Raw genomic sequence first — 24,556 nt, 5'->3', positions numbered from 1 at the left:
GTAGCAACAGGTAAAGTGAAAAGATTGCTCAACGGCGAAACAAGCCCATGGCTTTTAAGCGTTAATTCTGAGACCCACCCATTCCACTCACTCATAATTCATCACGCATCATTGCAGACCCCTGACCTACCCCCTAAGTACTATCTGGATAATTTCAGGTACGTGCTGGATTTTGTAAAAAAACTGTACGCTACCCTGCTCAACGACTCCGAACGCAGCTTTCTGGATTCGTTCGACGCGCTTTCCGAGGATGCCCAGTGTCTGTTCGTGCGATTCAGCAACCGCCGGGGCGCGTTCTTTAAGGTGAATTCCCTGGCCTACGCCGAGCTTGGCGACATCCCGGCCGCCCTGACCGAACTGATCGAGGCGGGGTTTGTAGAAAGCCTGAGCGCCGACCACGCGGGCCGCGCCGACGAGGTAGTAGACCTGTTCACCAAACCCGAACTGCTGTTATTGACCCAGGCTCTGGCTCCGATAGTCCCCCCGCCAAAAGCATCCGCAAGCCCGATCTGGTACGTTGGCTGCTGCACGAATACGAATTTACGGATCTGCTCGAAGGCCTGGAGGCCGTGGAGCCCGTGGTGAAGGTATGCCACGAGGTGGAGGTGATGATGATGAAGTTCCTCTTCTTCGGCAACCGCCACGACGACATGACGGAGTTCGTAATCCGCGACCTGGGGCACGTGAAGTTCCAGTCGTTTCAGGAAGAAAACTTCTCGGTGCGTTTCGAAACGCGCAAGGACGTGGAAGACCGGCTGATGATTTCGCTCACCAGCGAAACCTTCCACGAGCAGAAAGAAGAACTTCCGCCCGAAGAAATTTACGACTGGTTCATGAACTGGCAGGGCGGACTCGTCGGAGAACTCAGCGATGTGGCCCTACCTTCGTTCCGGCGGCTGGTGTTGCGGGTAGGTGCGTGGTTGGAACGCAAAAAATTACCTGAACAGGCGCTGACCGTCTATCAGCTCACCGAACATGCTCCCTCGCGCGAGCGCCGCGCCCGGCTGCTCCAGCGCATCGGGGCCGTGGACGAAGCCCTGGCCCTCTGCGACGACATGATCGCCAGTCCGCAGAATGCCGACGAGCGGTTTTTCGGATTGGACTATCGGGAGAAAATCCTCAATAAGAAAAAGCGTATCGTACGCCGTACGACCCAAGCCCTGAAAGAAGCCGATGCAGTACCCGTGCCCATTTCGTTTCGCTACCGCGTGGAACTGGGCGTGATGGAGTACTTCCGCGAGCAGGAGTACCAGGCGCTGTTCAGCGAAAATGAGCCGTGGCGGGCGCTGTTTGGGCTGGTGTTCTGGGATATTATCTACGACACCAACGTGCGGGCCATCCACCACCCTTTGCAAAGGGTACCTTCCGATTTTTTTCTGCCCGATTTTTATATCCGGCGCGAGTACTCCCTGCTGGCCCGCCTGCGTGAGCTGAGTAGCCGCGAGGCCTTTTCTGAACGGGTAAAAACGACTTACGAAGAAAAATTAGGTACTGCCAATGTGCTCGTGGCCTGGTACGACGGACTGCTGGAAATTGTGCTGCTGCTGGTACACTACCTGGAACCCACCCAGCTCCACACGATTCTGACCGAAATGGCTAAGAACCTGCGCGAAAACACGCGCGGCTTCCCCGATCTGCTGGTTTGGAAAGACGAAGAATACGATTTTGTGGAGGTCAAATCTCCCACCGACCATTTGTCGGCGCAGCAGCTGCACTGGCAACACTTTTTTGAAAAAATCGGCGTTAATAGTCGGGTACTGCGGGTAGACTGGACGCCGGATGCGGAGGTAGAAAAAACTTCCGACTAAAATTTTGCGAATTGCCCTACTTGCGTACTTTTGTTGCGAAGACTATTCAGTTCCTTACTTATTTACAATAAATCCAAAAGATGAAAAAGAAAATCGGAATGTTGTGGGCGACTGCCTTGGCCCTGGTAGCAGGCATGGGTACGGCCAATGCCCAGGTGAAGGTACCCGAGAACATCACCGCCCTGATGAACAAGTACACCTGTAGCGCCTGCCACCGCGTGGACGCCCGCCTGGTGGGTCCAGCCTATACCGATGTGGCCAAGAAAAAATATACGAATGATAAGATTGTAGAGTTGATCTATAAGCCCGTACCGGAGCATTGGCCCGGCTACCCTCCCATGGCTCCCATGACGCAGGTACCTAAGGAAGATGCCCTTACGCTGGCCAAGTATATCAATTCGCTGGCTCCAAAAGACGCCGCGAAGAAGTAAGCCTTTTTCGCTCTGATACTCAGCGGGTGGTTCCTTGGAACTACCCGCTTTTTTTGTGTACTTTATGAGCGAAGCGTACACTTTCTCCAAACCCAACTATTTACCCTCCCTCACATGGAACCGATTACCACCACCGCCATGATTAGCGCCGTAGTAACCTACCTAGCCAAGAAGCTGAAAGACAACGAATCCGTGCAGGATTTTTTTAGTGACTTTACGGAAGCTACTGTCAATTGGATAAAGCCAATCTTTATTACCGAGGACAAAAAGCCAAAGGAAATAATTGAGGATTTGAAAGCCGACCCTGCCGACGAATTAAATACAGGGGCTGTTGAAAATGCTCTGGCCAAAGCTCTCAAAAGAAACCCCGAAGCCGAAGCCGACCTTAAAGCCATGTACGATTCCCTACAAGCGAAGGCCAGCCGGGGAGAAAGCATCCGCATTATGCATAGCAAGAATGTAAACACCGGTAATGTGAACACAGGAGGTGGGGATTTTCGGCAAGGGGATAATTGAGAAGGTCATGACTCCAATTACTGACTCCAAAAACGTAAATACTGGTAATGTCAATACCGCTGGTGGGGCTTTCATCCAGGCTGACAACACGATCATCAATAACCTCAAAGAAGCTGCGCAGTATAAAACTCTGGAAGCTGAAATTCAGAAACTCAATGAGCGTTTTGAAAAAACAAAGGAGAGGATAGAAAAATACCCTGATGAAGTTGACTTCAAAGTGGAATTACTGGAAATCGACCAGGAACGAAGCCAGAAAGAAAAAGACTTGGAAACCTTAAAACAGGAGGTGCTCAAACTTGCCGAAGAGTTTAGCCGAATTCCCATCAATACAGAGCGACTGAGATTAGCGAAGCAGCATTTTGATAAAGGTGAGTTCAAGGAAGCCAGCGCAGTGCTCGATAGCGAGATAATGAGTACAGAGCTAGATACTTTGCTGATACAAAAAGAAAATATTCAACAAAAAGCCACTGAAAACAAAAGCAAGCTATCTGACAAGGCCAACGAATATCTGATTCTTGCCCGGCTTACGGCTATTAATTTTGATCTATTTGATCGTTTTGAAAAAACCAGGGAATACTATGAGCAATCCTTACGGGCTGAACGGACAACTGAAAATCTTTTTCAATATGCTAATTTTTTATTAGATTCTAATGAATATAGGAGAGCCCAAGAACTATTTGAGGAAACACTAATTGTCCTGAGGAAACTTGTAAAAACTAAACCTCAAATGTATTTGTCCAATATGGCAACTGTTCTCAATAAGCTGGGGAATTTATTTTTACAAAATAATGAATTTGATAATGCTCAGCAAATGTATGAAGAATCACTGGCTATCCGAAGTAAGCTGACCGAAATCAATCCACAAGCTTACCGTTCCCATCAAGCAACAACTTTGAGTAATTTGGGAAATCTGCATTCACAAAAAAACGAATTTGAAAAAGCTCAACAACTATACGAAAAAGCACTGGCTATCCGAAGAAAGTTGGTCGAGATCAATCCACAAACCTACCTGCCGGATGTTGCCATCACGTTGAGCAGTCTCGGAATTTTGCACCAAGCTAAAAACGAATTTGAAAGGGCCCAGAAATTATTAGAAGAAGCACTGGATATACAAAGAAAATTGGGCGGAACCAACCCACAAACCTACCTGCCGGATGTTGCCATCACGTTGAGCAATCTCGGAATCTTGCACCAAGCTAAAAACGAATTTGAAAGGGCCCAGAAATTATTAGAAGAAGCACTGGATATTATACAAATATTAGCCGGGGCAAGTCCACATACTTATTTGCCAGATGTGGCAATCACGCTGAGCAACTTGGGGAGTTTGCATATAGATATGGAGCAAATTGATATTGCCCAAAAATTCTGTGAAGAGGCTTTACAAATTTATCAACTGTTAACTAAGAAAAATCACCAGGCCTATTTGCCTCATGTAGCCCTAAATTTAAATAATTTAGCCAACTGTAAAATAGTTAGCAATAATTTCAGCGAAGGTGAGAGATTATATGTAGAAGCCTTGCAGATCAGAAGAAAATTAGCCAAAATCAACCCACAGACCTATCTACCCTACGTGGCCACCACGGCTGTTAATCTGAGCGCCTTTTTTTTACAAAGTATCCCAGACAAAGAAAAATCTTTGGCTTACGCAAAAGAGGCATTAACCTCGGCCATGCCCTTCATTGCCCAGTTGGGCCTAGCTCAGCGAATTGTAAACACGATTCGCAAAATTGTGCAAGCTTGGGGCGAAGATTTTGAAGAATTTATGAAAAGCTTAGATTAGATATCTGGCCTCACTCCTCCGGCAAAAAAGTCAAATAGCTAAATTCCCGCTCGTCGAAGAGCTACTATAATCCATTGTCTCTGTTTCTCCACAAACTTCATCGCCAACTACCAGCAAAAGGTAGGGATTGCTTTTACACAACGCCTGAGCTAACCAGCCTGAATAGGCTCGGCAATGAGTGCTTCCAAGGAAAGGTTAAGTCCCCGGTGGAGATTGCGGATCATCTGTAGGGAAAGTGAACGTTTCCGGTTAAGCACCTTGGAAACATTGCCCTTATTTCCCATATAAGGCACCAAATCTTCCTGAGAAAGGCCCAGTTCCTCCATGCGGATTTTCAGGTATTCGATCGGGTCGGGTTCCTCGATTGGGAAATGCTCCTCTTCGTATTTATTGACAAGCATAGACCATATTTCGAGCTCGTCTGCCTGGGGTGTATGGGGCTCGGCTTCCCACAGTGCCCGGATCCGTCGTAGTGCAGCCTGATAATCAGCTTCGGTATGAATCAGCTCGATGTTCATAAATCTTTTATTTTTATTTTATCATAGTCGGCATGGGTACCTAGCCAAAGCACAAATACTTTTTTCGTCCTGAATCCGATTAAAGCAACCAGCCGATAATCATTGGCTTTGATGTTGAAAACAGCTTTTCCATCGACCACCATCTCGGCGCTCGGAAAATCTTTTCTCATATCATTGACATTACTCCACTTGGCCTGTTTGACCGTTTTGAACCAAGCCGTTAGATATGGTTTGGCAGCCGCATTCTTATCGTAAAATTCGCGTAGAGTTCTAAAACTGATTACATGCATGAAAAACAGATTTGCCAGCCAAATATAGCACCTGGTTGTCATAAAGACAACTAAGTGCCATAAAACATCCGTCATACCCGCTAACGCGTTCGCGACCCGAGTCACATGAAAGGTTGCCCTCTGCTAACCCGGATTTTCAAATCTGGGTTAGCAGAGGGCATCAATAATTCTGAATCAGCAGTTCCAGTAACGCCCCCTCACTCCTCCGGCAAAAAAGTCAAATAGCTAAACTCCTTTTCATCAAAGAGTTCCTGCGCCATTTCCTGCAACTGTGTGGGGGTTACATGCTGGATTTCGGAGAAAATTTCGGGTAGGGTATCCACGCGTTCGGTGTCGAGCAGGCTTTTGGCCATCATCAGCATAAAACTCAGGTTGCTTTCCTCCGACATCGCCAGTTGGCCCATAAGCTGAACTTTGGTATGGTGCAGTTGGGTGGTGGTAAGAGGCTGCTCGCGGAGTCGCTTTAATTCTTTGTGGATCAGCGTGATGCTGCGGTTCAACTGCCGGGGTTCGGTGCCGAAGTAGATGCCCAGGTACCCCGTGTCGAGGTAGGCGGTGTATCCGGCCTCGATGGAATAGACAAAGCCGTATCGCTCGCGCAGGGCCATGTTGAAGCGGGAGTTCATACCCGGACCACCCAACAGGTTCACGAGCATGAAAAACGGCAGCCGCCGCGCGTCGGTGAGGGGGTAGGCGGGGCGGCCCATCGCGCACTGCGCCTGCGTGAGCGAGCGCTGCACTTGCTGCTGCACAGCTTGGTAGTATAGCGGCGGGGTACGTACCCGCGTGGTTTTCTTGAAAGGTATATCGCTGAGGTACCTTTCGGCCAGCCGGACGATTTTGGCAAACGGCAACCGGCTCACCGACGACACGATAATATGTTCCGTATCCAGATTTTCCAGGATAAAGGTCCGCAGTTCGTCGCTCGAAAAGCCTTTGACGGTTTCCTGGGTACCTAGAATGTTGTAACCCAGCGAGTGGCCGGGAAACAGCAGTGCGTCGAAATCGTCCTGAATGGCGTCTTCGGGCGAGTCGTAGTACATCGACATTTCTTCCAGAATCACGTTCCGCTCGCGCTCGATCTGTTTTTCAGGAAATACGGAGTGAAATGTAATATCGGCCAGCAGTTCCAGCGCTTTGTCGAAATGCTCGTTGAGCACCGACGCGTGGAAACAAATTTTTTCCTTGGTCGTATAGGCATTCAGTTCGCCTCCTACGATTTCGAGGCGGTTGATGATGTGGTGCGAGCGGCGTTTTTCGGTACCCTTGAACGCCATGTGCTCCCAAAAATGCGCCAGCCCCTGCTGCTCGGGCGATTCGTCGCGGCTGCCGATGTCGAGCATGATGCCGCAATGGGCGATTTGGGTGTGAGCTACCTGCTTGTGAGCGATACGGATGCCGTTGGGTAGGGTATGCAGTTTGTATTCTTCGTCGACTTTGGTGAGGGTCGGGGCGGTGGTCAATCGTTGGCGGGTGCTGATATTCTTCATTTTATAGTAACACAAAAACCGTCCCGATAATTTTCGGTGGTTTGGGCAAAATTACGGATTTTTGCCGGATACCCGTTTTCCTATGACGCCCCGCCGTATACTCGTGATCCAAACCGCTTTCCTGGGCGACGCCATCCTTGCCACTTCCGTGCTGGAAAGTCTTCACCAGTCTTTCCCGACAGCGTCGTTGGATTTTCTGGTAAGGAAGGGCCACGAGAGCCTGTTCGATGGCCATCCCTACCTGCATGACGTACTGGTGTGGGATAAGAAAAAGGATCGTTACAAAAACCTCCGCAAGCTGCTGCAACACATCCGGGCCCAGCAGTACGACCAGGTCATTACGCTACAGCGTTTCGCTTCCACGGGCTTCCTGACGGCATTTTCGGGTGCCAAAGTGCGAATTGGTTTTGATAAAAATCCGTTTGCTTTCGCTTTCACCCATACCAAACCCCACTATCTGAGCCAGGGTACCCATGAGATTGACCGGAACTTTTCGCTGATTGATAACTTAGTGCGGGGTACCTTGCAGAAACCCCGCCTATATCCTGTCCTGGACGATTACTTAGCCGTAAAACCTTACCAATCAGAAAGGTACCTTTGCATCGCCCCGGCCTCGGTGTGGTTTACGAAGCAGTATCCGGCAGAGCGCTGGGCGGAATTGGTGGATGGGGTACCTTTATCGTACACGATACTCATCCTGGGAAGCCCGGCGGATGTGGCTTTGGGGGAAAAGTTGATGGCGTTGTCCAAAAGGAAAGAAAAAATCACCAATCTCTGCGGCAAACTCTCTTTCCTGGAATCGGCGGCTTTGATGGAACACGCTACCATGAACTATGTGAACGACTCCGCACCCATGCACATCGCCTCGGCGATGGATGCGCCGGTTTGCGCCGTGTATTGCTCTACGGTACCTGCCTTTGGTTTTGGACCGCTATCCGATGAATCCCATATTGTAGAAATAGAAGAGCCCCTGTACTGCCGCCCCTGCGGGCTGCACGGGTACAAAGCCTGCCCGGAAGGGCATTTCCGCTGCGCGTGGGAAATCAGGACGGAAAGGTTGCTGGGAGTGATTGAGAAGTAGCTTTTAGTTCCTGGTTTGGAGTACCCATTTCCGGATGAGAGGTACTTTATACGAAGTACTTTAAAGAGTTGCTTTTAAATCGGAACGTACTAAACAACGCTGAACTCCAAACCAGAAACTAAAAACTTAACTTTTCTGCCGGTACTGTTCGATGATGCGGTAAAGGGCTTTTTGTTTTTCCAGTTCGGGGAAGAAATCGAAGAGTTGCACGTGGGCGTCGTAGTCCAGCGTTAGGGCGATTTCCAAATTGAGCAGCGCTTCGCGGTACTCCCCGGCGTGGATCAGGTACACGCACAGACGGTAATACAAATCGGCCTCTTCCGGCATCTCGTCCACGGCGGCCTGCAGCAGGTCGCAGGCGCGGGCGAAATTGCCCTGATCGAAAAGTACCAGTGACCATTTCAGCCACACTTCGGGCATTCCGGGCTCGATTTCGGCCGATTTCTCGAACGCCTCAAACGACGATACTACATTGCCCAGCCGGTACTCCGACTCGGCCAGCGCCAGCCAGTAATCAGGATTGAGCTCGGTGATTTGAATGGCTTTGCGTAGAAAACCAACGGCTTCGTGCCAGCGGCCCAACTCGCTCATGCATACCCCCAGGCCATACCAGCCGTCGTCCCACTCGCTATCCAGCTTTACGGCCTCGCGGTAATAGCTGATGGCCGTTTCGTACTGTTCCAGTTTCTCGTAGCAATTCCCCAGACAGCAGCAGGTTTCGGGCTGTTTGCCCTCGAGCTCGATGGCTTTATGGTAGTTGAATTTCGCGCTCTCGTAATCCTCGACATTCATGTACGAATTGCCCAGGTTAAAATAGGCCGAAGCGAAATCTTCCTTCACCAACGTGGCGTAGTCGTAGGCCTGAATGGCCTCCCCGAACCGCTCGAGCTTGCTGTAGGCAATGCCCAGATTGTACCAGGCGTGATGCGAATACGGATCTCGATCGACCAGTGAGTTATAGAATTCGAGATGATTTTCGAGTTGGCCAACCAGGTCGAGGCAGTGAGCCAGTTCGTAAAGGGCGTGTTCGTTGTTGAGATTGCCAGCAATGGATTTCTTGTAACTCTCGATGGCCTGTTCGTACTTACCCCAATTCTGGTAGGTTTGCCCGATCTGATAGTATATATCGTCGCGTTCCTCGGCGGTTTCCAGCATTCCTTCCAGAATACTGAGCGAGAGTTCGTACTCTCCCATCAGGTTATAGATGGCCCCCTGCATGAACAGAATCTCGCTGTCACCGGGGTGAAACAGACCGGCTTTCTCCAGCAAATCCAGGGCGGGCTCGAACTGGGTGCGGTTGGCCAGCAGCTGAGCCTTACTCAGCATCAGCTCCAGGGCGTAGGGGTAGTTTTCCAGGCCCAGGTCACAGGCTTTAATAGCCTTCTCAAAATCGCCCTGATCCAGGTAATGTTCTGCTACCTGTTCGTAGGCATCCAAATCAAAAAACTCCTTCTCGTCCGTCTTTAACATGCGTTCGAAACGGCGGAGGGTTTCCTTCATATAATTTTTCCGTTCGTCAAAATCCTGTTCCATCTTACGGGCGGGGGTTAATGTCGCCGGCACAAAAGTACCAAACTTTACTATTGAAGAAAGTTAGTAATAATTCTTATCCCTACCTCAATTCGTCGGGAAAAAACTTTCACACACCCGCTGTACTGTAGCACAAAGCGGTTGAAAATCAAAGGCTATTGCCTGCTTTATTTTGGTATTCTCAAACTCAAAACGATGCGTCGCCGACCGCGCCGTATCCTTCGTAATCAGTGGACGGCTCCCCGTCAGCCACGAGCGCACCGCCTCGATCCGCCAGATGACACCCGCCAGCGCGGTGCCTACCTTCAGGTGTGGAGGACGCTTGTCGAAGCCTTTGGCAATGGCCGCAAACAAGGCCTGGTAGGAGGCCGAGCCCGCGCTCAGAATGAAACGTTCGCCCTGAATATCGGAAATTACGAGCTGGTAAATGGCCTCGGCGATGTCTCTGACATCAACGTAATTGACGGTTCCTTCCGTATAAAAAGGCTTTCCGTCGTACACGTATTTGAAGAGTTGGGTACTGCTTTTCTGCCAGTCGCCTTCACCCAGAATCAGGGACGGATTGACGATGACCGCCGGCAATCCTTCGGAAATACCGCGCCACACTTCCAGCTCGGCCAGGTACTTGGTTTTGGCGTAAGCCGAGTTGTTGGGCGAGTCTTCCCAGCGCTGGGTTTCATCAATACGTACGGGCTTATTTGGTTCGATCGTGCGGGGATGGGGCCTTCCCAAAGCGGCCACGCTACTGACATGACAGAGCTTGCGGATTCCTCTTTTCAAGCAGACGTTGACGACATTGGCGGTACCTTCCACATTGACCTTGACCATGGCGGCTTCGTCGCGTGGAATGAACGACACTACCGCCGCTGCATGAATGACATATTCCACATTTTCCAAGGCCTTTTCCAGGGAAAGTATATCCAGAATATCGCCCTCGATCCACGCGATGCGCTCTTCCACATCCTGCAAAAGCGAGCGGTCGGAATCGGGTCGGTGCAGCACGGATACACTGTGACCGTCGGCCAGAAACCGACGTGCCGTGGCACTGCCAACCAGGCCCGTAGCTCCGGTAATAAGAATTCGCATGATAGATGAACGATAGGCCAGCGGGCAAAGTTCGGCAATATCGCCGCAGCAATCCGCAATCCCTTTTTGAAATCAAGGGGTTTATCTCGTTCTTTGAGGTAAGCCACCAGTCATTTTTTGCATAAGGTACCCCTCTCCTACTAAAATTCTGAAAATCCAGTTCATGAAAAAACTTTTCACCAACCTCACCTTCTGGGTACTGACCGCCATCACCGTCGGTGCTTTGCTGGGCCACTTCCAGCCCGAAACCGCCCAGAAGATGCAGCCCCTGGGCAAGGGATTCATCGATTTGGTCAAACTGTTCATCAATCCCATTATTTTCCTCACCATCTCGCTGGGTATCAGCGGCATGGGTGATCTGAAAAAGGTAGGCAAGGTAGGTGGAAAAGCTCTGCTCTACTTTGAGGTCGTCACGACCTTTGCGCTGGTGATTGGTGTAGCAATGGCCTACCTCATCCGGCCTGGTGATGGCGTGGTGACCGCCGGAATGACGGGCACGGGAGATGTGTCAAAATTTCAGCAGGAAGCCGATAAGGGGTTCAGCTGGTGGGAGTTTTTAAAAAACAACCTGACGATTCAGGTACTGATTTTCTCGATTCTCTTCGGCATATTTCTCAGCAAATTCAACGGCAAGCAGCGGATCGTGGATGGGCTGACCTACCTTTCTAAATATGTTTTCAAAGCACTGCATTTCGTGATGCTGTTCGCACCCATCGGCGCGTTTGGCGGCATGGCCTTTACCATCGGAAAGTACGGCATCAAAACCTTGCTACCGCTCGGCAAACTGATGCTGACGGTGTACCTGACGATGGCCCTTTTCATTTTTGTGGTACTGTACCTCGTTCTACGCTATTACAAAGTCAGTATTTTCAAGTACCTCAACTACATCCGCGAAGAACTGCTGATTGTACTGGGTACCTCCTCGTCCGAAGCAGGACTACCTTCCCTCATGGAAAAACTCGAACGTATGGGTTGTTCCAAACCTATTGTCGGGCTGGTGGTCCCGGCGGGGTACTCGTTCAATCTCGATGGTACCACGATCTACCTCTCGATGGCCACCATTTTCCTGGCGCAGGTCTACGGCGTGGAACTGACGCTGGCCCAGATGTTCACGATCATCGGCATCCTGATGGTTACGTCTAAGGGCGCGGCGGGCGTCACGGGTAGCGGCTTCGTGGTGCTGGCCTCTACCCTTTCGGCCATTAAGGTTATTCCCATCGAAGGCCTGGCGCTGCTGCTGGGCGTGGATCGCTTTATGTCCGAAGCACGAGCAATTACCAACTTCATCGGCAATGGCGTGGCTACCATCTGGATCGCCAACAACGAAAACGATTTCGACCGGGCGAAGATGAATTACGCCTTCGGGCATTTGGAAGAGACGGAAGATATTGTGGAGGATAATCTGCGGTTTCTGACAGAGGAGGAAAATAAGAAAACTAACGGTTAAAGCTAACTTATTGCCGTGGAGACAACTATTCAACTGAAAAGCGCAACGGTCATTCTGGAAGAGAAAGGGCTGGCCATTGTGGATAGCGCCAAAAAACAGAAGCGAGCGGCGCTGTTTGCATCGGGTGCCTGGCTGCTCTACGCCCTTGTTTCTTTATGGGGTTATACGAAAACAAATTATGAGTTTACTTTGTGGACGGGGAGCATCGTAGGCATTTTCTGGTTGGTAACTCTTGGCAAATGGCTATTGCGCTCCGATAAAGAATACATTCAACTAGATGAGATTCGAGCCGTTACGTTTGGGTCTACCCTTTTGGGAGAAGATTTCCTAAGCATTCGCTTGAAAAATGGTTTGCGCAGGGACATAAACGATGCTAATTATTTCCCTAATGAGCTCAGATGTTATTTTGAGGATAAGAATTTGGTCAAATGAAGTTATTCTTAATCCTACAATAAAACAAAAAGGTTAAGTATAAAGCTTCTTATTGTCAATAGATCACTTTATCATATACGCTTACCCGCGAACCACCAGAACCATACGAATCCAACCAAACCGCTCTCAAAGTAAAAATAAAGGATTCAGGTTTGATATCATCTTTATTGTCCATAACAATTTTTATCCGCTCTGATTTTCCGGCGGTTCTGATTTCCTCTACGTTGCCGTACACCGGGTAGCTGGCAGGATCCAGATACCCTTCAAAATCTGCTGGATCAACTTTGCTTATATGGCTTAAAACGCTCCGTAACATCTCGGGAAGTTGGTTCACATTTATTTTCGTATAATCACCAGACCAATCCCAACTACCTCCCGGGTAATTTTTCATGTTATAGATATGAAACGTACCCGTATCTGTGTAAGGTACTTGGCCAAAAACGCCCCCTCCCTCTTTTTGTAAAATAGTATTCTTCCCAAATTGAAAAGCCACGTTGGTAATATAGCCCCCAGACCAGAGAACCCCCAGCAGTGAACTGGTCTTGGCTCCGTCAGCAGAAATATATTCCAGTTTTTCCTTACTTTCAATTTTGGTTATTTGTTCTACAACCCAATATCTTCCCTTAGCACTTAGCAGTGAATCAACCAGCCTGTAATCAACTTTTTCTTCGGGTTCAGGCAGTGATCCTTCATTCCGGCAAGAAAAAGTACTGATTATCAATGCAGTGATAAATAAATTGAACAGAACCTTCATAATAAATGCCTTTAGGTTGGATTTTTAAGGATTGATAAACAAATCTATACAATAGAATTCACATAGCCGTTCATAATAATACTGAATGCTAGCATCCTCTCATAACTTTAATAAATCTTCTTCCCATTTTTTTACCAAGTTAATCAACAGCGAGCTAATTTCACACCGTAGGGTACCTTCCCATCGTTAGCAGAAAGTTAATATCAATTCTGTGTATATGCACGCAGCCTGCTTTTCAATCAAACTGTTCCCTTCTCGCGTTGGTGACGTCAGCAGGCGACCCTTTCTGCTGTGCGCTGACTCGATTACAAATTGGGATTATCTGGATGTTTTATAACAAAATCAAAGTCGGCGAAACTTAAAACTCTTACTAATTTTTTTGTAGGGCCTTATCTCTAGGGTATCTCTGTTGATCAGGTATCCAGCAATAGTCCCTGTTGTAAAATCGTCTTTCTTGTCGCTCAAAAACAATAAAGGGCCAATAATATCCGTGTAGGATTCGCCATAATACCGGACGTCGAGAAAGACACTGTCTTTCAGATTGTTTGCAGAAAATTGACTGGATGAAAAGAAAGTGATGGTTTGCTGGGGAATTGAGTTTACGGGCTGATAAACTTGTCTGGTGCCGTCCCAACTACTCGTTTGAAAAAGAATCCAGGTACCCTTCAAACCCATCTCCTCAGGTTGTAAAATATCTTTCTTATTACAGGAAAGTGCTAGGCAAATAACACCAAAATAGATTGTCAGGCGGATGATTTTCATAGTTGTTAAATTCTGTTTTACAAGATCCGGTCTTTTGCTAAATGGTTGTAAATTAACAAATCGTTAATAAAACCACAATCACAACTCTATCTCCACCACCAGTCCCGGCAGTACGTCTTCGCCAGACAATTTCAATGATTTTCCCCGCATGATTTCGGTCGTTCCGTCGGCGCGGTAGATGTGGGCGGCTTGTCCCTGCCGGTCGATGAGCCAGCCCAGGCGGCAGCCGTTCACGCGGTACTCCTCCATTTTCGCTTTCAAGTCTTTCAGTCGGTCGGTCTCGGAGCGGATTTCTACGGCGAAGTCGGGGTAGGTGTGGGTGAAAACCTTACGATCATCTTCGGGGATGCTTTCCCAGCGTTCTTTGGCAATCCAGGATACATCCGGCGAGCGCACCGCCCCGTTGGGCAACGTATAGCCCGCCGACGATTCAAAGACATATCCTAACTTACTCTGTCGGTTCCATAGCCAAATCTGGCCGCCAAATTCAGCATTAAAATTCCCGGTACTCATTCCCGTAGGTGACATAATGATGATATTTCCGTACTGGTCGCGCTCCATGCGCAACTCCGAGTTGGCCTGGCAGAGGTCGAAGAACATTTCTTCGGTCATGCCGTCCACCGTTTTGAGCAAAAATCCGTTTTCTAGTACCATTGTAAGTAAGTTTTTTCCAAGTTAAGCAACAGCGGGCTAGTTTCACAACGTAGGGTACCTCTCCTTCGTTTCTTGCTTATCTTTATGGTATTCTCAATTACCTTAACTTTGACCAATCGAAGATTCTCCTATTATTTTAACTCAATCCAACCAATGCCTTTCTACCATGAAATTAACACAATTCCTGCTTTTCTGCTTCGCTTTGCTGTCTTTGACTCCCGTCCTGGCGCAAAAATCTGAGAATCAGGCCAGGGGTACTTTTACAAATCCCCTGCCCGTAGAGTTCGGTGATCCGTACATCTTACACACCCAGGGTACCTACTACATGTACGGCACGGGCAGCGGGGCCAACAAGGGCTTCGTGACCTATTCGTCCAAAGACATGGTGAATTGGAAGCAGGAAGGACAGGTATACTTTCACGACAACAAAAATGGCTGGAGCGATCCGAAAACCGCCTTCGGCGGTGCCTACTGGGCGCCCGAAGTGTACGAAGTGAAGGGCAAGTACTATCTGTTTTACAGTGCGCAGTGGAAGGTGAATCCTACGAAAGAAGTAGAAAACTTTCGGATTGGGGTAGCCGTGGCTGACAAGCCCACCGGCCCTTTCGTCGACCTAACCGACAAGCCGCTTTTTGACCCAGGGTACCCCATCATCGACGCCAATGTATTTTTCGATACCGACGGCAAGGCCTACCTCTACTATTCGCGCTGCTGCTACAAACACCCGGTCGAAAGCGAAGTGGCCGATCTGGCGCGGGAAAAAGGGTGGTTCAAGGAAATTGAGGAAAGCTGGGTGTACGGCGTCGAACTCAAACCCGATTTTTCCGGCGTGATCGGCGAGCCCGTGCTGTTGCTGAGGCCCCCCGTTTCGCTCAGCGACAAGCAGGCCGAATGGGAAAGCCGGTCGGTGACGGCGCGCGAGGTGAACCGCCGCTGGACGGAAGGCTCGGTGACGTTCAAAAAAGACGGCACCTACTACATGATGTACTCGGCCAACCATTTCGGGGGGCAGTACTACGCCGTGGGCTACGCGACGGCCCAATCGCCGCTGGGGCCCTTTAAGAAAGCGGCCAACAACCCGATCTTACAGAAAAACACCGACCGGGGCGGCTCGGTGACGGGTACGGGCCACAACAGCATAGCCTACTCGCCGGATGGTAAGGAGATGTTCTGCGTCTACCACGCCCGCACCGCCCAAACCGGCAACAAGCGGGTCGTGTGCATTGACCGGATGGAGGTGAAAGATGGTACCATCAAGATTCTTGGACCTACCACCACGCCGCAGAAAGTACCTTCGGGGGTAGTTTCTGGGGGAAAATAAACCCTTCTTTTATGACAAAGAAAGAGAGCTTAGCCATTCTTGATGAACAATACTCATATATCGTAAACTTTAGACTGCCTAGACTCATGGGGATTTTCCGGGAGAAGCCCCATGAGTTCGACCGTCTCACTCTTCCCATACTTTGGGCAGATCATGAAAAGATTGCGCTATATCGCCTACTATTCGAAAAGAACATACCGGCTGCCAAACAGGAATTCTATAACTGCGGCACGCTGACAACCTATGGTGTCCTGCGCTTCGGATATTGGCCCAAAGATAAAAAAGCGGAATATATTGAACCGGATGTAAAGGTAGACTACATGGGTTTTGTCAGCCACTTCTCCTACCTACTGCTGAGCGACTGCGAAGCTTTAATCCAACAGTACAGCACCCTCCGTCACCAGTGGTGGGACGAGAAAACAAAGGACGGGCTCTTGGTTTACGCTCGTGCGATCCAATGCATTCTGCTCGACGACTGGGAGAGTCTGGAAAAGCATCTTATTCAATTTGACAAGCAAGCCAAGAGATATAAGAGCGCCCAGCACAGTAAGGAGTTTTTCATAGGTATGCTGGAAAAAGACATAGGTAAAGTAAAGCGTTCCATCGAGACTATGTGCGAAAAAAGGTACAGCCGCCATAATCCGTTTTTGGCCAATTTAATCGCCCTGCCTGCCGCAGGCTATGCCAAGCTAGCCTGGCTGAAAGGCATGCAGGTGCAGATCGATAGCCCGCTGGTACCCATGGAGCTGATGCCCATCGCCCCGCTGGAAGAGTACGTCAACCCCTACGAGCGCTTCTGGCGGCTGGGGGAGGATTGAAGGAAATTATATTACCTACCTAGGCATACTCCAAAATAAAGTCTGCATCGATTCCCAGCTTGGTGCGTAACTGTTTGGCCAATGCCATCGTCACGCCACGTTTACCCCGCAGAATTTCGGACAGCCGCGTTTCGGCTATTTCCAGCAATTGGGCCATCTCGCGCTGGTTCATTTTCAGTTCGTACATTTTGAAACTTATCATTTCAGGAATACCCTGAGGTACCCGGACTGGCATTAGCGGAATGCTATCCTCGTAGTTTTCCGCTATTTGAGACAGATGCGCCAGCTCGCTCGCTTCGTCGGGAGTAAGGCTGGAAAAGCCCCCCTGCGAAGTAGCTTTTTGTAAGTGGCTTTCAATCCTAGCCATCAAGTGACGGTACTCCGTTTCGTTCGTTGGCGTTTTCATAGGAATTAGAAGTCTAAATGGTCGCACAATCAATTTTATCGTATTCGGCGTGGGTACCTACGAACCGAATGAATACAGTACGCTTATCAAAGAAAATCATCGCCACCAGCCGATAGCGATTTCCCCGAATGTTAAAGACAAAACGGTCATTACCGACATAATCCACCGAGTTGAAAGTTTGTTTGACCGAAGTCAGATTATTCCAGTCGGCGGCTTTCACCTGAAGGTACCATTCGTTAAAAGCTGCCCCGGCATCAGGGTACCTCTGGCAAAATTCGTTGAGTATTGTTTTGCTGATGACGACCATTCATCTTTATGGTTACTAACGTAAAAATACCGCCAAGGATTTACATATAAAAATATTTTTTTACAAGATATGTAAGTATCGACATATAGAGAATCCCGTGAATGTTTTTGATAATCAAAAAAAAGAAGGCCCGAATCATAATCCACTGGATCACAAATCGGGCCCGATGTCTGGTGTAATTTTTCTTTTAATCCTCTTCCTCCAACTCAAAAACCTCATCGGTCGTTTTTGAAAACACGCGGGCGATCTTCATGCCCAGCGCCAGCGAAGGCGAGTACTTTTCGGCCTCGATGGCGTTGATCGTCTGCCGTGATACCTGCACGCGGTCGGCCAGTTCGGCCTGCGTGATGTTGAGAATGGCGCGTTCGATTCTGATCCGATTTTTCATAAGGCCAAAAGAGTACCTTCATTTCGCCTTACTTCCCGTGCTTCCTTGAACAGCAGCCAATGAAAACGCAGCACGAAAATGAGCAGCGGCGTGAACATATTGTAGATCATGATAGTCAGGAAGGGTAGCCCGTGCACAAACATAATGCAAAGTACCAACACCAGCGTGTTGCCATAAATCGCCCATTGCAAGGCACCCAGGCGCATTTGGGCGGTGCGTTCGTCTTCATTCTTGACCCGGGCAAAACCCGTCAAAATCAGTCCGGCAATAATAGCCAGCGAAATAATTTCATCGATTAGGTTGAGCGTAAGCGTACCGGTTGGGTTTTCATCCAGCGTGGAAGATCCGCTGATATGAGATCCTCCGTTCGAGACGGTACCCGACAGCGAGTATACGTCCTCAAAGGGCCAGGGAATTGTGACTTCGGCCTGAATCGGAAAATCCTCATCCGAAATCAGACACCACATTCCCAGCGGGATAAAGAGTACCAGCAGTACCCATCCCATGGGCTTCAAGCGGTTGGGTAAAAGGTTTTTTGTTTTCATGGCTAATAGATTTTAAGTAAAAATGACTGAGACAAATGTAAAGTAAATTTTACATTTATGTCAAGTATTTTTTACAAAATAGCAAAAATAGTTTACCTATTAACTCACAAAATATAATTCTGGCCACGCACGGCCGCTTTTTACTAATTTTGCGGAACTAGTGTTTGTTATCTACCCGCTATCGATTTTACTTTTTTGCTGAATATGTCTCTGACCAATCCCCAACGCTATACCGTCACCGCCGCCCTTATTTACGCCAATGGCCCCATCCACATCGGGCATTTGGCGGGTTGCTATGTCCCGGCGGATATTTATGTACGCTACCTGCGCTCCAAAGGCGCGGAAGTTGCCTTCATCAGCGGTACCGACGAGCACGGGGTACCCATCACGATCCGGGCTAAAAAGGAAGGTGTGACTCCGCAGGAAGTGGTCGACAAGTACTATACGCAGATTGCTGATTCTTTTGCCGATTTGGGTATTTCGTTCGATGTGTATTCCCGCACCAGCAAGCCTGTACACCACGAAACCTCGCAGGAAATTTTCAAGGATCTGTACGAAAAAGGCGTCTTCATAGAAGAAACCACTGAGCAGTACTTCGACGAAACCGCGCAGCAATTCCTGGCCGACCGATACATTGTAGGTACCTGTCCGGTCTGCGCCAATCCCAACGCCTACGGCGATCAGTGCGAGCGCTGCGGCTCCACGCTGAGTCCGACGGAATTGATCGACCCGCGATCTACGCTTTCGGGCGCGCAACCCGTTTTGAAGGCTACCACCAACTGGTTTCTGCCACTGGATACCATGCAGCCGCAGATTCAGGAATACATTGACAGCCATCCCGAGTGGAAAACCAACGTATTGGGCCAGTGCCAGTCGTGGCTGAAAGAGGGCCTGAAACCCCGCGCCATGACCCGCGATCTGGACTGGGGCATCAAGGTACCCTTGCCCGACACCGACGGCAAGGTACTGTATGTGTGGTTCGAGGCGCCGATTGGGTATATTTCGGCTACGAAAGATTGGCTCACGCAGAAAAATGGGACCGATGCGGGTTGGGAAAAATGGTGGAAAGAAGACGACACCAAACTGGTGCATTTCATCGGGAAAGACAACATCGTGTTTCACTGCCTGATTTTCCCCGCGACGCTCATGGCCGAAGGTACCTATGTACTGCCCGACCAGGTACCCGCCAACGAATTCATGAACCTGGAAGGCGACAAGATTTCGACCTCACGAAACTGGGCCGTGTGGCTGCACGAGTACCTGGCTGAATTTCCGGGCAAGCAGGATGTGCTGCGCTATGTACTTACCGCCAACGCGCCCGAAACTAAGGACAGCGAGTTTACCTGGAAAGATTTCCAGACCCGCAATAACAGTGAATTGGTGGGCGTATTCGGCAACTTCGTGAACCGCGCTATGATCCTGACGCAGAAATTTTGCGAAGGCAAGGTACCTTCGGTGAGTGAGTTGCAGGAAATCGACCAAAGTACCCTCGAAGAACTCGCCGCTTTTCCTGCCCGCATCGCCGACGCGCTGGAAAACTACCGTTTCCGCGAAGGCCTTACGCTGGTGATGGATCTGGCGCGCCTGGGCAACAAGTACCTGGCCGAAACACAACCCTGGCACGCCATCAAGACCGACAGTCGCCGGGTAGATACGATCATGAACATTGCGCTGCAAATTACGGCTTCGCTGGCGATCGTGGCCGAGCCGTTTCTGCCGTTTACCGCCGCCAAAATCAACACCCAGCTAGGAGCAGAGAAGACGACCTGGCACGTCGCCGGACGCGCTGACCTACTGCCCGCCGGACACGTCCTGGGCGAATCGAGCCTGTTGTTTGAGAAAATAGAAGATGATGTCATTCAGAAACAAATCGAAAAACTCCACGAAGCCAAGCGCATGAACGAACTGGAAAGCAAGCAGGTACCCGAGGTACGGGCCGAGATACAATTTGATGATTTTGCCAAAATGGATATCCGCGTTGCTACCGTACTGGAAGCTGAAGCGGTACCCAAAAGCAAGAAACTCCTGAAAATTAAACTCGACATCGGTACCGAACAGCGCACCGTGCTGAGCGGCATCGCCGAGCATTTCAAGCCCGAGGAAGTTACCGGACGGCAGGTACTGTACCTGGCCAACCTGGCCCCGCGCAAGATGATGGGCATGGAGTCGCAGGGCATGATCCTGATGGCCGAAGACCGTGATGGCAGCCTGGCGTTCATTCAGCCCGGCAAGGCTATCTGGAACGGGGGTACCGTCAGTTGAATCTGGCATTTTCCAGTCCATATCCGGCATGAGGCCTACCCACGCGTGCGGCCCCGATCCAGTATCCAAAATCCAGTATCCACCAATTCCCTGTCAGCTTATGCTTGCCACGATCGTTAAAATCAGCAACGTCACCAACCTATCGGATGCCCGCTACTGCGCGGGCATGGGCGTAGATATGCTCGGTTTCTCCGTGGACGAGCATTCTTCCAGCTACGTACATCCCAAAAAATACGCCGAAATCCGGGCGTGGGTAGCCGGGGTACGGCTGGTGGCCGAGTCGTCAGAAACGGACCCCAGGAAACTACTGGCATTACTGGCTGAGTACGAATTCGATGCCTTGCAGGTAGAGGACCCCGACTTGCTGGTGTACTTGAAAAGCGAACTGGACAAACCTCTGCTCCTGCGGGTGGATGTGGACCATTACGAAGCTGATGAACTGGATGCGCTGATGGGACGCTCTGCGGCGGAGGTAACCTATTTTCTGCTGGAAAGCGCTGAAGAACCCGAACTCACCGATGAATGGGGCTCCTACCTCCAGACGCTGGGAAAAGAATATCCAATTCTACTGGGATTTGGACTGGATCAGCAGGTACTCGTACCTGAATTTGTCGAGGAGCTCGGCATCAGCGGAATCGCCCTGCGGGGTAGCGCGGAACTACGACCAGGCTATAAGGACTTCGGCGCCTTGATGGACGTACTGGAGGCCTTGGAAGTGGACGAATAGTCGCTGGCTTGCTGGTTTACCTCACAAATCGGCAGCAAACTCACCTGAAAAAATCACCATTCAACCCGATCCACAACCGATTGTAAGTTTTCGGGTTGCAGTATCTTGCATTACCTACTACCTTTGATTGCAAATAAAGACGAAAGTTGTTTTATTTGGATAAAAATCCTAGTCCGGTTTTTACCTATTCCTAAAATATTCAACCTCAAAACCTAACACCATGGAAAAGAAACTAACCCGCATACCGAGCGAAGCCGTCCTGGGCGGGGTGGCAGCGGGTATGGCCCACTACTTCAACATCGACCGCACCATCATCCGCGTCCTGTGGGTGGTAGCGCTGTTGCTCCCTATTCCGCCCACTTTTTTCTGGACAGCCGTTATCTACATCGTTCTATGGGCGGCGCTGCCCGAAGGTACCCCCGGCTTCAACACGCCTACTAACCCTTACGATCACCCCCCGGCACCGAGCCGTCCGATCCCCGGTTTGCCAGTTCGTCTTCGGGCTATTCCACGTCCGGCCCCGCGGGTACAGGCATTTTTTCCGGGAGCTCCGATCCCGATCGTTCTATTAAAATCATTGGAGTCATTCTGCTGGGTGTCGGGGCTATTCTGTTGCTGGATGAACTCCCCTACTGGTACCGGGTGCGAGAGTATGTATGGCCGGTTGCCCTGATCATTGCCGGAGCATTCCTGCTATTGCGGCAGCGTGATAAAGAGCAATACAACAATGGGCACACCCCTCCCCCGCCCCCCGCTGATCCGTTTCAACCGGTAGACCCGTTTCCACCCGTCGATCCCGATCCGGTACCTTACCGCCCGTTCGATGCCCCATCTTCCAACCCCACTATCGATCCGGACAAACCCGCCGATCCCGATGGCGAAACTGACACCAGCGGCGATTACCCGCAAGTGAAATAAAAGAATCCAGGGTACCTGAGTCCATGTTTTTGTTCTGACAAAGCCGGGAATGAAAAACGGCCTCCTTCCACCCTCCTAAACGTTACACTCTTAAACCAGAAAATACAGCCATGAACTTTCGTAACATTTTTTGGGGCATCATGCTCATTGTAGTGGGAGCCCTGTTTCTGATCGAAGAATTGTCCGATTTTGATTTTGGACGCTATTTCCTGCCCGTCATCCTGATCGTGTCCGGCGGTTTGTTACTGCTCAAACACCAGTTGGGTACCGGACACAATACAAACTCAAATTATTAAAAAACCTACATCATGAAAAGATCAAACGGTATTTTCTGGGGCGGCCTTCTGGTGGTGCTGGGCGTGTTCTGGATGCTGCGCAACCTGGGCTTCCTGCACGTCGACTGGCACGAAGTTTCCCGCTTTTGGCCGGCGTTATTGATCCTGGCAGGCATAGGCCTACTGGCTTCCCGAGGCGAACGGGGCAGCGTTGGCCGCGGCATTTCGGGCATTCTGATTGTCCTGGCGGTACTGGCGGGCATTACGCACCGCACCGAGCGCAGCCTGGACCGGCATCGCGACAACTGGAATTTCCGGTGGGACGATGACGACGACGATCGCCATGACGACGATGAATGGGATTTTGGCGATCGCAAAAGAGAACGCGACCGGGGTTATGACGACGACGATGAAAGCTCGCGGGACGAAGACTCGGATTCGGAGAAAATAGACGTGCAAAATGGCCATTATGAGTACGATATGGAAAATAACCTGCGGGAAGCCACCCTAAATTTTGAGGGCGGGGCGGGCGATTTCAAACTGAAAGGCGACACCGACAAGCTCTTTGAGGCTGACACGCGCTCTTCGGTAGGAGAATTCACTGCCAATATCCGGAATAACCGCAACGCCAATACGGCCGTCATCGACTTCAAAATGGAGAATAACCATGTGGAGTTGAAAAATGGAAAAATGGAAAACGATGTGGAGATCAACCTGAACGAGAATCCAATCTGGAATATTGATATGGGAGTAGGTGCCGGTAAAGCCAATTTCGACCTGAGCGCCTATAAAGTCAAGTCGTTGAAGGTAAGTACCGGCGTGGCCGATCTGGAATTGCGCCTGGGCGACAAGGTACCCCAAGCTGACGTAGAGATTGAGTCGGGCGTAGCTTCGGTGACGCTGGAGATACCCGAATCGGTAGGGTACGAAGTACGCATCGACGGAGCGCTGAATGTCAAGGATATGGATGATCTGGTGAAAGTCAATGACAATCTGTATCGTTCCGCCGACTTTGACTCGGCCACCCGCAGGGTAGCCATTCGGTACGACGCCGGCCTTTCGAAAGTCAAGATCCGCCGCTACTAAGCGAACCATCGGAACAACAAATTTCCTTCTAATACCCGAAACCCGCTCTTACCTACACAGAGCGGGTTTCTGCTTTTTACTAGTCCTCGGGTACCGCTTACTAAGTGACGCTACGGGTAGCTTGGTGAGTAGGGCAGGACCCTCTATCTTTGTTCATACCCGGAATACAGATTCCATAAAAAACACCAGTACCATGAAAAAAGCATACATACTACTCCTGGCCGTATTGTGGGTTAGCAGCACCTACGCCCAGAAATCAGAAAATTTCATGTCCGCCTCGATCGACGGAACCGAGTGGAAGGCAGAAGCCAAACGCCTCAAAATCCCTATCAAAGGTTTCCGGTATCTGGCCCTGGCGGGTTTTAAAGTCAACCCCGACGAACAGTTGTGGGTCCGGTTGTATTATTTTGAGGATGAGCTGAAACCCGGCACCTACCCCATTGAAAGTCTGGAAGCGATGAATAAGAAAGGGTTTCAACCCAAATCGGGTGGCAAATTCTGGGCGCTGGTCGACTATACCGAAGAAACCAAGAAAATGGGCCACGGATTTCACGACGGCGAGTCGATGGAAGGTACCGTCACCATTACGTCCGTCACTCCTACCTCGGTGGAGGGTACCTTCGAGGCCACTTTGCAGGGTGTTTACTATCAGAAACGGGCACTGGCTACGGCAACGGGCACCGGTTTGCGGGCCAATCTCGAGAGGAAGCTCCTGACGGGAGCGGGGGCAGGAATGGTAGTCAACGGAGATCCCCACGACCACGATAATTCCAAGAAATTGAAGGAAACCGATACGATCAAAATCACCGACGGGAAATTCAAAGTTGACTGGACGAAAGAAGACAAGCCCTAAGCGGCCGGCAATCAATAAAAAAGTCCGCCTCAATGGTTTGAGGCGGACTTTCATTTGTGTGTGTGTATAAT

The 24,556-nt window shown here is 50.0% G+C and carries 29 protein-coding genes; 17 read left to right on the top strand and 12 right to left on the bottom strand.

The window, feature by feature from the left end; all coding sequences use genetic code 11:
- The first annotated feature begins 111 nt into the window (after window positions 1-111).
- From GBK04_RS30835 to GBK04_RS19875, 5 genes are all read left to right on the top strand, one after another.
- Complete coding sequence (locus GBK04_RS30835) at window positions 112-585, top strand: hypothetical protein (RefSeq protein ID WP_373331155.1); 474 nt, start codon at window positions 112-114, stop codon at window positions 583-585.
- The gene (locus tag GBK04_RS19890; protein ID WP_373331154.1) at window positions 570-1,808 is read left to right on the top strand and encodes a VRR-NUC domain-containing protein; all 1,239 of its coding nucleotides are present in this window, start codon (window positions 570-572) and stop codon (window positions 1,806-1,808) included. Before GBK04_RS30835 ends, GBK04_RS19890 begins: the two co-directional genes overlap by 16 nt.
- An 80-nt stretch (window positions 1,809-1,888) precedes the next feature.
- Window positions 1,889-2,239: a c-type cytochrome gene (locus GBK04_RS19885; protein ID WP_152762699.1), complete on the top strand. Its 351-nt coding sequence runs from the start codon at window positions 1,889-1,891 to the stop codon at window positions 2,237-2,239.
- Between the two features lie 114 nt (window positions 2,240-2,353).
- Complete coding sequence (locus GBK04_RS19880) at window positions 2,354-2,755, top strand: hypothetical protein (protein WP_152762697.1); 402 nt, start codon at window positions 2,354-2,356, stop codon at window positions 2,753-2,755.
- A 7-nt stretch (window positions 2,756-2,762) separates the two neighbouring features.
- Complete coding sequence (locus tag GBK04_RS19875; protein WP_152762695.1) at window positions 2,763-4,535, top strand: tetratricopeptide repeat protein; 1,773 nt, start codon at window positions 2,763-2,765, stop codon at window positions 4,533-4,535.
- 149 nt (window positions 4,536-4,684) lie between these two features.
- Here GBK04_RS19875 and GBK04_RS19870 read toward each other — a convergent pair whose 3' ends face one another.
- From GBK04_RS19870 to GBK04_RS19860, 3 genes are all read right to left on the bottom strand, one after another.
- Window positions 4,685-5,053 carry a helix-turn-helix domain-containing protein gene (locus GBK04_RS19870; RefSeq protein ID WP_152762693.1) on the bottom strand — a complete coding sequence of 123 codons (369 nt, stop codon included), beginning with the start codon at window positions 5,051-5,053 and terminating at the stop codon, window positions 4,685-4,687.
- Complete coding sequence (locus GBK04_RS19865) at window positions 5,050-5,343, bottom strand: type II toxin-antitoxin system HigB family toxin (protein ID WP_152762691.1); 294 nt, start codon at window positions 5,341-5,343, stop codon at window positions 5,050-5,052. Before GBK04_RS19865 ends, GBK04_RS19870 begins: the two co-directional genes overlap by 4 nt.
- 197 nt (window positions 5,344-5,540) lie before the next feature.
- Window positions 5,541-6,833, bottom strand: a complete 1,293-nt coding sequence (locus GBK04_RS19860) for a M16 family metallopeptidase (protein ID WP_152762689.1) — start codon at window positions 6,831-6,833, stop codon at window positions 5,541-5,543.
- 82 nt (window positions 6,834-6,915) lie between these two features.
- On the opposite strand from GBK04_RS19860, the gene GBK04_RS19855 reads away from it, so the two are divergent.
- Entirely contained in the window at window positions 6,916-7,914 is a 999-nt protein-coding gene (locus tag GBK04_RS19855; protein WP_152762687.1) for a glycosyltransferase family 9 protein, read from the top strand.
- A 126-nt stretch (window positions 7,915-8,040) separates the two neighbouring features.
- On the opposite strand, the gene GBK04_RS19850 is transcribed toward GBK04_RS19855, so the two are convergent.
- The gene (locus tag GBK04_RS19850; RefSeq protein WP_152762685.1) at window positions 8,041-9,447 is read right to left on the bottom strand and encodes a tetratricopeptide repeat protein; all 1,407 of its coding nucleotides are present in this window, start codon (window positions 9,445-9,447) and stop codon (window positions 8,041-8,043) included.
- 84 nt (window positions 9,448-9,531) lie between these two features.
- Window positions 9,532-10,530: an NAD-dependent epimerase/dehydratase family protein gene (locus GBK04_RS19845; protein WP_152762683.1), complete on the bottom strand. Its 999-nt coding sequence runs from the start codon at window positions 10,528-10,530 to the stop codon at window positions 9,532-9,534.
- Window positions 10,531-10,693: 163 nt separating this feature from the next.
- Here GBK04_RS19845 and dctA point away from each other — a divergent pair, with 163 nt between their 5' ends.
- Both dctA and GBK04_RS19835 read left to right on the top strand, forming a co-directional pair.
- Window positions 10,694-11,977, top strand: coding sequence for a C4-dicarboxylate transporter DctA (gene dctA / locus GBK04_RS19840; protein WP_152762681.1), 1,284 nt, complete (start codon window positions 10,694-10,696; stop codon window positions 11,975-11,977).
- Between the two features lie 15 nt (window positions 11,978-11,992).
- Complete coding sequence (locus tag GBK04_RS19835; protein WP_152762679.1) at window positions 11,993-12,409, top strand: hypothetical protein; 417 nt, start codon at window positions 11,993-11,995, stop codon at window positions 12,407-12,409.
- A 55-nt stretch (window positions 12,410-12,464) separates the two neighbouring features.
- Here GBK04_RS19835 and GBK04_RS19830 read toward each other — a convergent pair whose 3' ends face one another.
- The 3 genes from GBK04_RS19830 to GBK04_RS19820 form a co-directional block, all read right to left on the bottom strand.
- A complete protein-coding gene (locus GBK04_RS19830; protein WP_152762677.1) occupies window positions 12,465-13,163 on the bottom strand; it encodes a hypothetical protein in 699 nt (232 codons plus the stop codon).
- A 342-nt stretch (window positions 13,164-13,505) separates the two neighbouring features.
- Window positions 13,506-13,925 (bottom strand): hypothetical protein, encoded by a 420-nt coding sequence (locus GBK04_RS19825; RefSeq protein ID WP_152762675.1) that lies wholly within the window; start codon window positions 13,923-13,925, stop codon window positions 13,506-13,508.
- Between the two features lie 78 nt (window positions 13,926-14,003).
- Complete coding sequence (locus GBK04_RS19820; RefSeq protein WP_152762673.1) at window positions 14,004-14,579, bottom strand: Uma2 family endonuclease; 576 nt, start codon at window positions 14,577-14,579, stop codon at window positions 14,004-14,006.
- Window positions 14,580-14,745: 166 nt separating this feature from the next.
- On the opposite strand from GBK04_RS19820, the gene GBK04_RS19815 reads away from it, so the two are divergent.
- Both GBK04_RS19815 and GBK04_RS19810 read left to right on the top strand, forming a co-directional pair.
- Complete coding sequence (locus GBK04_RS19815; protein WP_152762671.1) at window positions 14,746-15,900, top strand: glycoside hydrolase family 43 protein; 1,155 nt, start codon at window positions 14,746-14,748, stop codon at window positions 15,898-15,900.
- An 86-nt stretch (window positions 15,901-15,986) separates the two neighbouring features.
- Window positions 15,987-16,718 carry an Imm49 family immunity protein gene (locus GBK04_RS19810; protein ID WP_373331153.1) on the top strand — a complete coding sequence of 244 codons (732 nt, stop codon included), beginning with the start codon at window positions 15,987-15,989 and terminating at the stop codon, window positions 16,716-16,718.
- 19 nt (window positions 16,719-16,737) lie between these two features.
- Here the strand turns inward: GBK04_RS19810 and GBK04_RS19805 are convergent, their stop codons facing one another.
- The 4 genes from GBK04_RS19805 to GBK04_RS19790 all read right to left on the bottom strand — a co-directional run bounded on the left by GBK04_RS19805 (window position 16,738) and on the right by GBK04_RS19790 (window position 18,364).
- Window positions 16,738-17,124 carry a helix-turn-helix domain-containing protein gene (locus GBK04_RS19805; RefSeq protein ID WP_152762667.1) on the bottom strand — a complete coding sequence of 129 codons (387 nt, stop codon included), beginning with the start codon at window positions 17,122-17,124 and terminating at the stop codon, window positions 16,738-16,740.
- 13 nt (window positions 17,125-17,137) lie between these two features.
- Window positions 17,138-17,431 carry a type II toxin-antitoxin system HigB family toxin gene (locus GBK04_RS19800; protein ID WP_152762665.1) on the bottom strand — a complete coding sequence of 98 codons (294 nt, stop codon included), beginning with the start codon at window positions 17,429-17,431 and terminating at the stop codon, window positions 17,138-17,140.
- A gap of 187 nt (window positions 17,432-17,618) precedes the next feature.
- Window positions 17,619-17,819, bottom strand: a complete 201-nt coding sequence (locus GBK04_RS19795) for a helix-turn-helix transcriptional regulator (protein ID WP_152762663.1) — start codon at window positions 17,817-17,819, stop codon at window positions 17,619-17,621.
- On the bottom strand, window positions 17,816-18,364 hold the full coding sequence (locus GBK04_RS19790) for a hypothetical protein (protein ID WP_152762661.1): 549 nt from the start codon (window positions 18,362-18,364) through the stop codon (window positions 17,816-17,818). The genes GBK04_RS19795 and GBK04_RS19790 overlap by 4 nt, the downstream gene beginning before the upstream one ends.
- A 204-nt stretch (window positions 18,365-18,568) precedes the next feature.
- Between GBK04_RS19790 and metG the strand changes: the two genes are divergently transcribed.
- The 7 genes from metG to GBK04_RS19755 all read left to right on the top strand — a co-directional run bounded on the left by metG (window position 18,569) and on the right by GBK04_RS19755 (window position 24,485).
- Window positions 18,569-20,626 (top strand): methionine--tRNA ligase, encoded by a 2,058-nt coding sequence (gene metG / locus GBK04_RS19785; RefSeq protein ID WP_152762659.1) that lies wholly within the window; start codon window positions 18,569-18,571, stop codon window positions 20,624-20,626.
- Window positions 20,627-20,726: 100 nt separating this feature from the next.
- A complete protein-coding gene (locus tag GBK04_RS19780) occupies window positions 20,727-21,353 on the top strand; it encodes a hypothetical protein (protein ID WP_152762657.1) in 627 nt (208 codons plus the stop codon).
- Between the two features lie 220 nt (window positions 21,354-21,573).
- Window positions 21,574-22,026, top strand: coding sequence for a PspC domain-containing protein (locus GBK04_RS19775; protein ID WP_152762655.1), 453 nt, complete (start codon window positions 21,574-21,576; stop codon window positions 22,024-22,026).
- A complete protein-coding gene (locus GBK04_RS19770; protein WP_373331152.1) occupies window positions 21,966-22,271 on the top strand; it encodes a hypothetical protein in 306 nt (101 codons plus the stop codon). The genes GBK04_RS19775 and GBK04_RS19770 overlap by 61 nt, the downstream gene beginning before the upstream one ends.
- 110 nt (window positions 22,272-22,381) lie before the next feature.
- Window positions 22,382-22,567 carry a LiaI-LiaF-like domain-containing protein gene (locus GBK04_RS19765; protein WP_152762651.1) on the top strand — a complete coding sequence of 62 codons (186 nt, stop codon included), beginning with the start codon at window positions 22,382-22,384 and terminating at the stop codon, window positions 22,565-22,567.
- A 12-nt stretch (window positions 22,568-22,579) separates the two neighbouring features.
- Window positions 22,580-23,632: a toast rack family protein gene (locus GBK04_RS19760; protein ID WP_152762649.1), complete on the top strand. Its 1,053-nt coding sequence runs from the start codon at window positions 22,580-22,582 to the stop codon at window positions 23,630-23,632.
- Window positions 23,633-23,825: 193 nt separating this feature from the next.
- Window positions 23,826-24,485, top strand: a complete 660-nt coding sequence (locus tag GBK04_RS19755; RefSeq protein WP_152762647.1) for a hypothetical protein — start codon at window positions 23,826-23,828, stop codon at window positions 24,483-24,485.
- The last annotated feature ends 71 nt before the right edge of the window (window positions 24,486-24,556 follow it).

This window comes from Salmonirosea aquatica, from assembly GCF_009296315.1.
GTDB classification, from domain to species: Bacteria; Bacteroidota; Bacteroidia; order Cytophagales; family Spirosomataceae; genus Salmonirosea; species Salmonirosea aquatica.
Note: the sequence above shows the minus strand (reverse complement) of the source record. Positions and strands in the feature narration are given on the sequence as shown.

Coding starts and splice junctions, on each gene's coding strand:
- GBK04_RS19885 (WP_152762699.1), top strand. CDS start 1,889: ATGAAAAAGAAAATCGGAATGTTGTGGGCGACTGCCTTGGCCCTGGTA.
- GBK04_RS19880 (WP_152762697.1), top strand. CDS start 2,354: ATGGAACCGATTACCACCACCGCCATGATTAGCGCCGTAGTAACCTAC.
- GBK04_RS19875 (WP_152762695.1), top strand. CDS start 2,763: ATGACTCCAATTACTGACTCCAAAAACGTAAATACTGGTAATGTCAAT.
- GBK04_RS19870 (WP_152762693.1), bottom strand. CDS start 5,053: ATGAACATCGAGCTGATTCATACCGAAGCTGATTATCAGGCTGCACTA.
- GBK04_RS19865 (WP_152762691.1), bottom strand. CDS start 5,343: ATGCATGTAATCAGTTTTAGAACTCTACGCGAATTTTACGATAAGAAT.
- GBK04_RS19860 (WP_152762689.1), bottom strand. CDS start 6,833: ATGAAGAATATCAGCACCCGCCAACGATTGACCACCGCCCCGACCCTC.
- GBK04_RS19855 (WP_152762687.1), top strand. CDS start 6,916: ATGACGCCCCGCCGTATACTCGTGATCCAAACCGCTTTCCTGGGCGAC.
- GBK04_RS19850 (WP_152762685.1), bottom strand. CDS start 9,447: ATGGAACAGGATTTTGACGAACGGAAAAATTATATGAAGGAAACCCTC.
- GBK04_RS19845 (WP_152762683.1), bottom strand. CDS start 10,530: ATGCGAATTCTTATTACCGGAGCTACGGGCCTGGTTGGCAGTGCCACG.
- dctA (WP_152762681.1), top strand. CDS start 10,694: ATGAAAAAACTTTTCACCAACCTCACCTTCTGGGTACTGACCGCCATC.
- GBK04_RS19830 (WP_152762677.1), bottom strand. CDS start 13,163: ATGAAGGTTCTGTTCAATTTATTTATCACTGCATTGATAATCAGTACT.
- GBK04_RS19825 (WP_152762675.1), bottom strand. CDS start 13,925: ATGAAAATCATCCGCCTGACAATCTATTTTGGTGTTATTTGCCTAGCA.
- GBK04_RS19820 (WP_152762673.1), bottom strand. CDS start 14,579: ATGGTACTAGAAAACGGATTTTTGCTCAAAACGGTGGACGGCATGACC.
- GBK04_RS19815 (WP_152762671.1), top strand. CDS start 14,746: ATGAAATTAACACAATTCCTGCTTTTCTGCTTCGCTTTGCTGTCTTTG.
- GBK04_RS19810 (WP_373331153.1), top strand. CDS start 15,987: ATGGGGATTTTCCGGGAGAAGCCCCATGAGTTCGACCGTCTCACTCTT.
- GBK04_RS19805 (WP_152762667.1), bottom strand. CDS start 17,124: ATGAAAACGCCAACGAACGAAACGGAGTACCGTCACTTGATGGCTAGG.
- GBK04_RS19800 (WP_152762665.1), bottom strand. CDS start 17,431: ATGGTCGTCATCAGCAAAACAATACTCAACGAATTTTGCCAGAGGTAC.
- GBK04_RS19795 (WP_152762663.1), bottom strand. CDS start 17,819: ATGAAAAATCGGATCAGAATCGAACGCGCCATTCTCAACATCACGCAG.
- GBK04_RS19790 (WP_152762661.1), bottom strand. CDS start 18,364: ATGAAAACAAAAAACCTTTTACCCAACCGCTTGAAGCCCATGGGATGG.
- metG (WP_152762659.1), top strand. CDS start 18,569: ATGTCTCTGACCAATCCCCAACGCTATACCGTCACCGCCGCCCTTATT.
- GBK04_RS19780 (WP_152762657.1), top strand. CDS start 20,727: ATGCTTGCCACGATCGTTAAAATCAGCAACGTCACCAACCTATCGGAT.
- GBK04_RS19775 (WP_152762655.1), top strand. CDS start 21,574: ATGGAAAAGAAACTAACCCGCATACCGAGCGAAGCCGTCCTGGGCGGG.
- GBK04_RS19765 (WP_152762651.1), top strand. CDS start 22,382: ATGAACTTTCGTAACATTTTTTGGGGCATCATGCTCATTGTAGTGGGA.
- GBK04_RS19760 (WP_152762649.1), top strand. CDS start 22,580: ATGAAAAGATCAAACGGTATTTTCTGGGGCGGCCTTCTGGTGGTGCTG.
- GBK04_RS19755 (WP_152762647.1), top strand. CDS start 23,826: ATGAAAAAAGCATACATACTACTCCTGGCCGTATTGTGGGTTAGCAGC.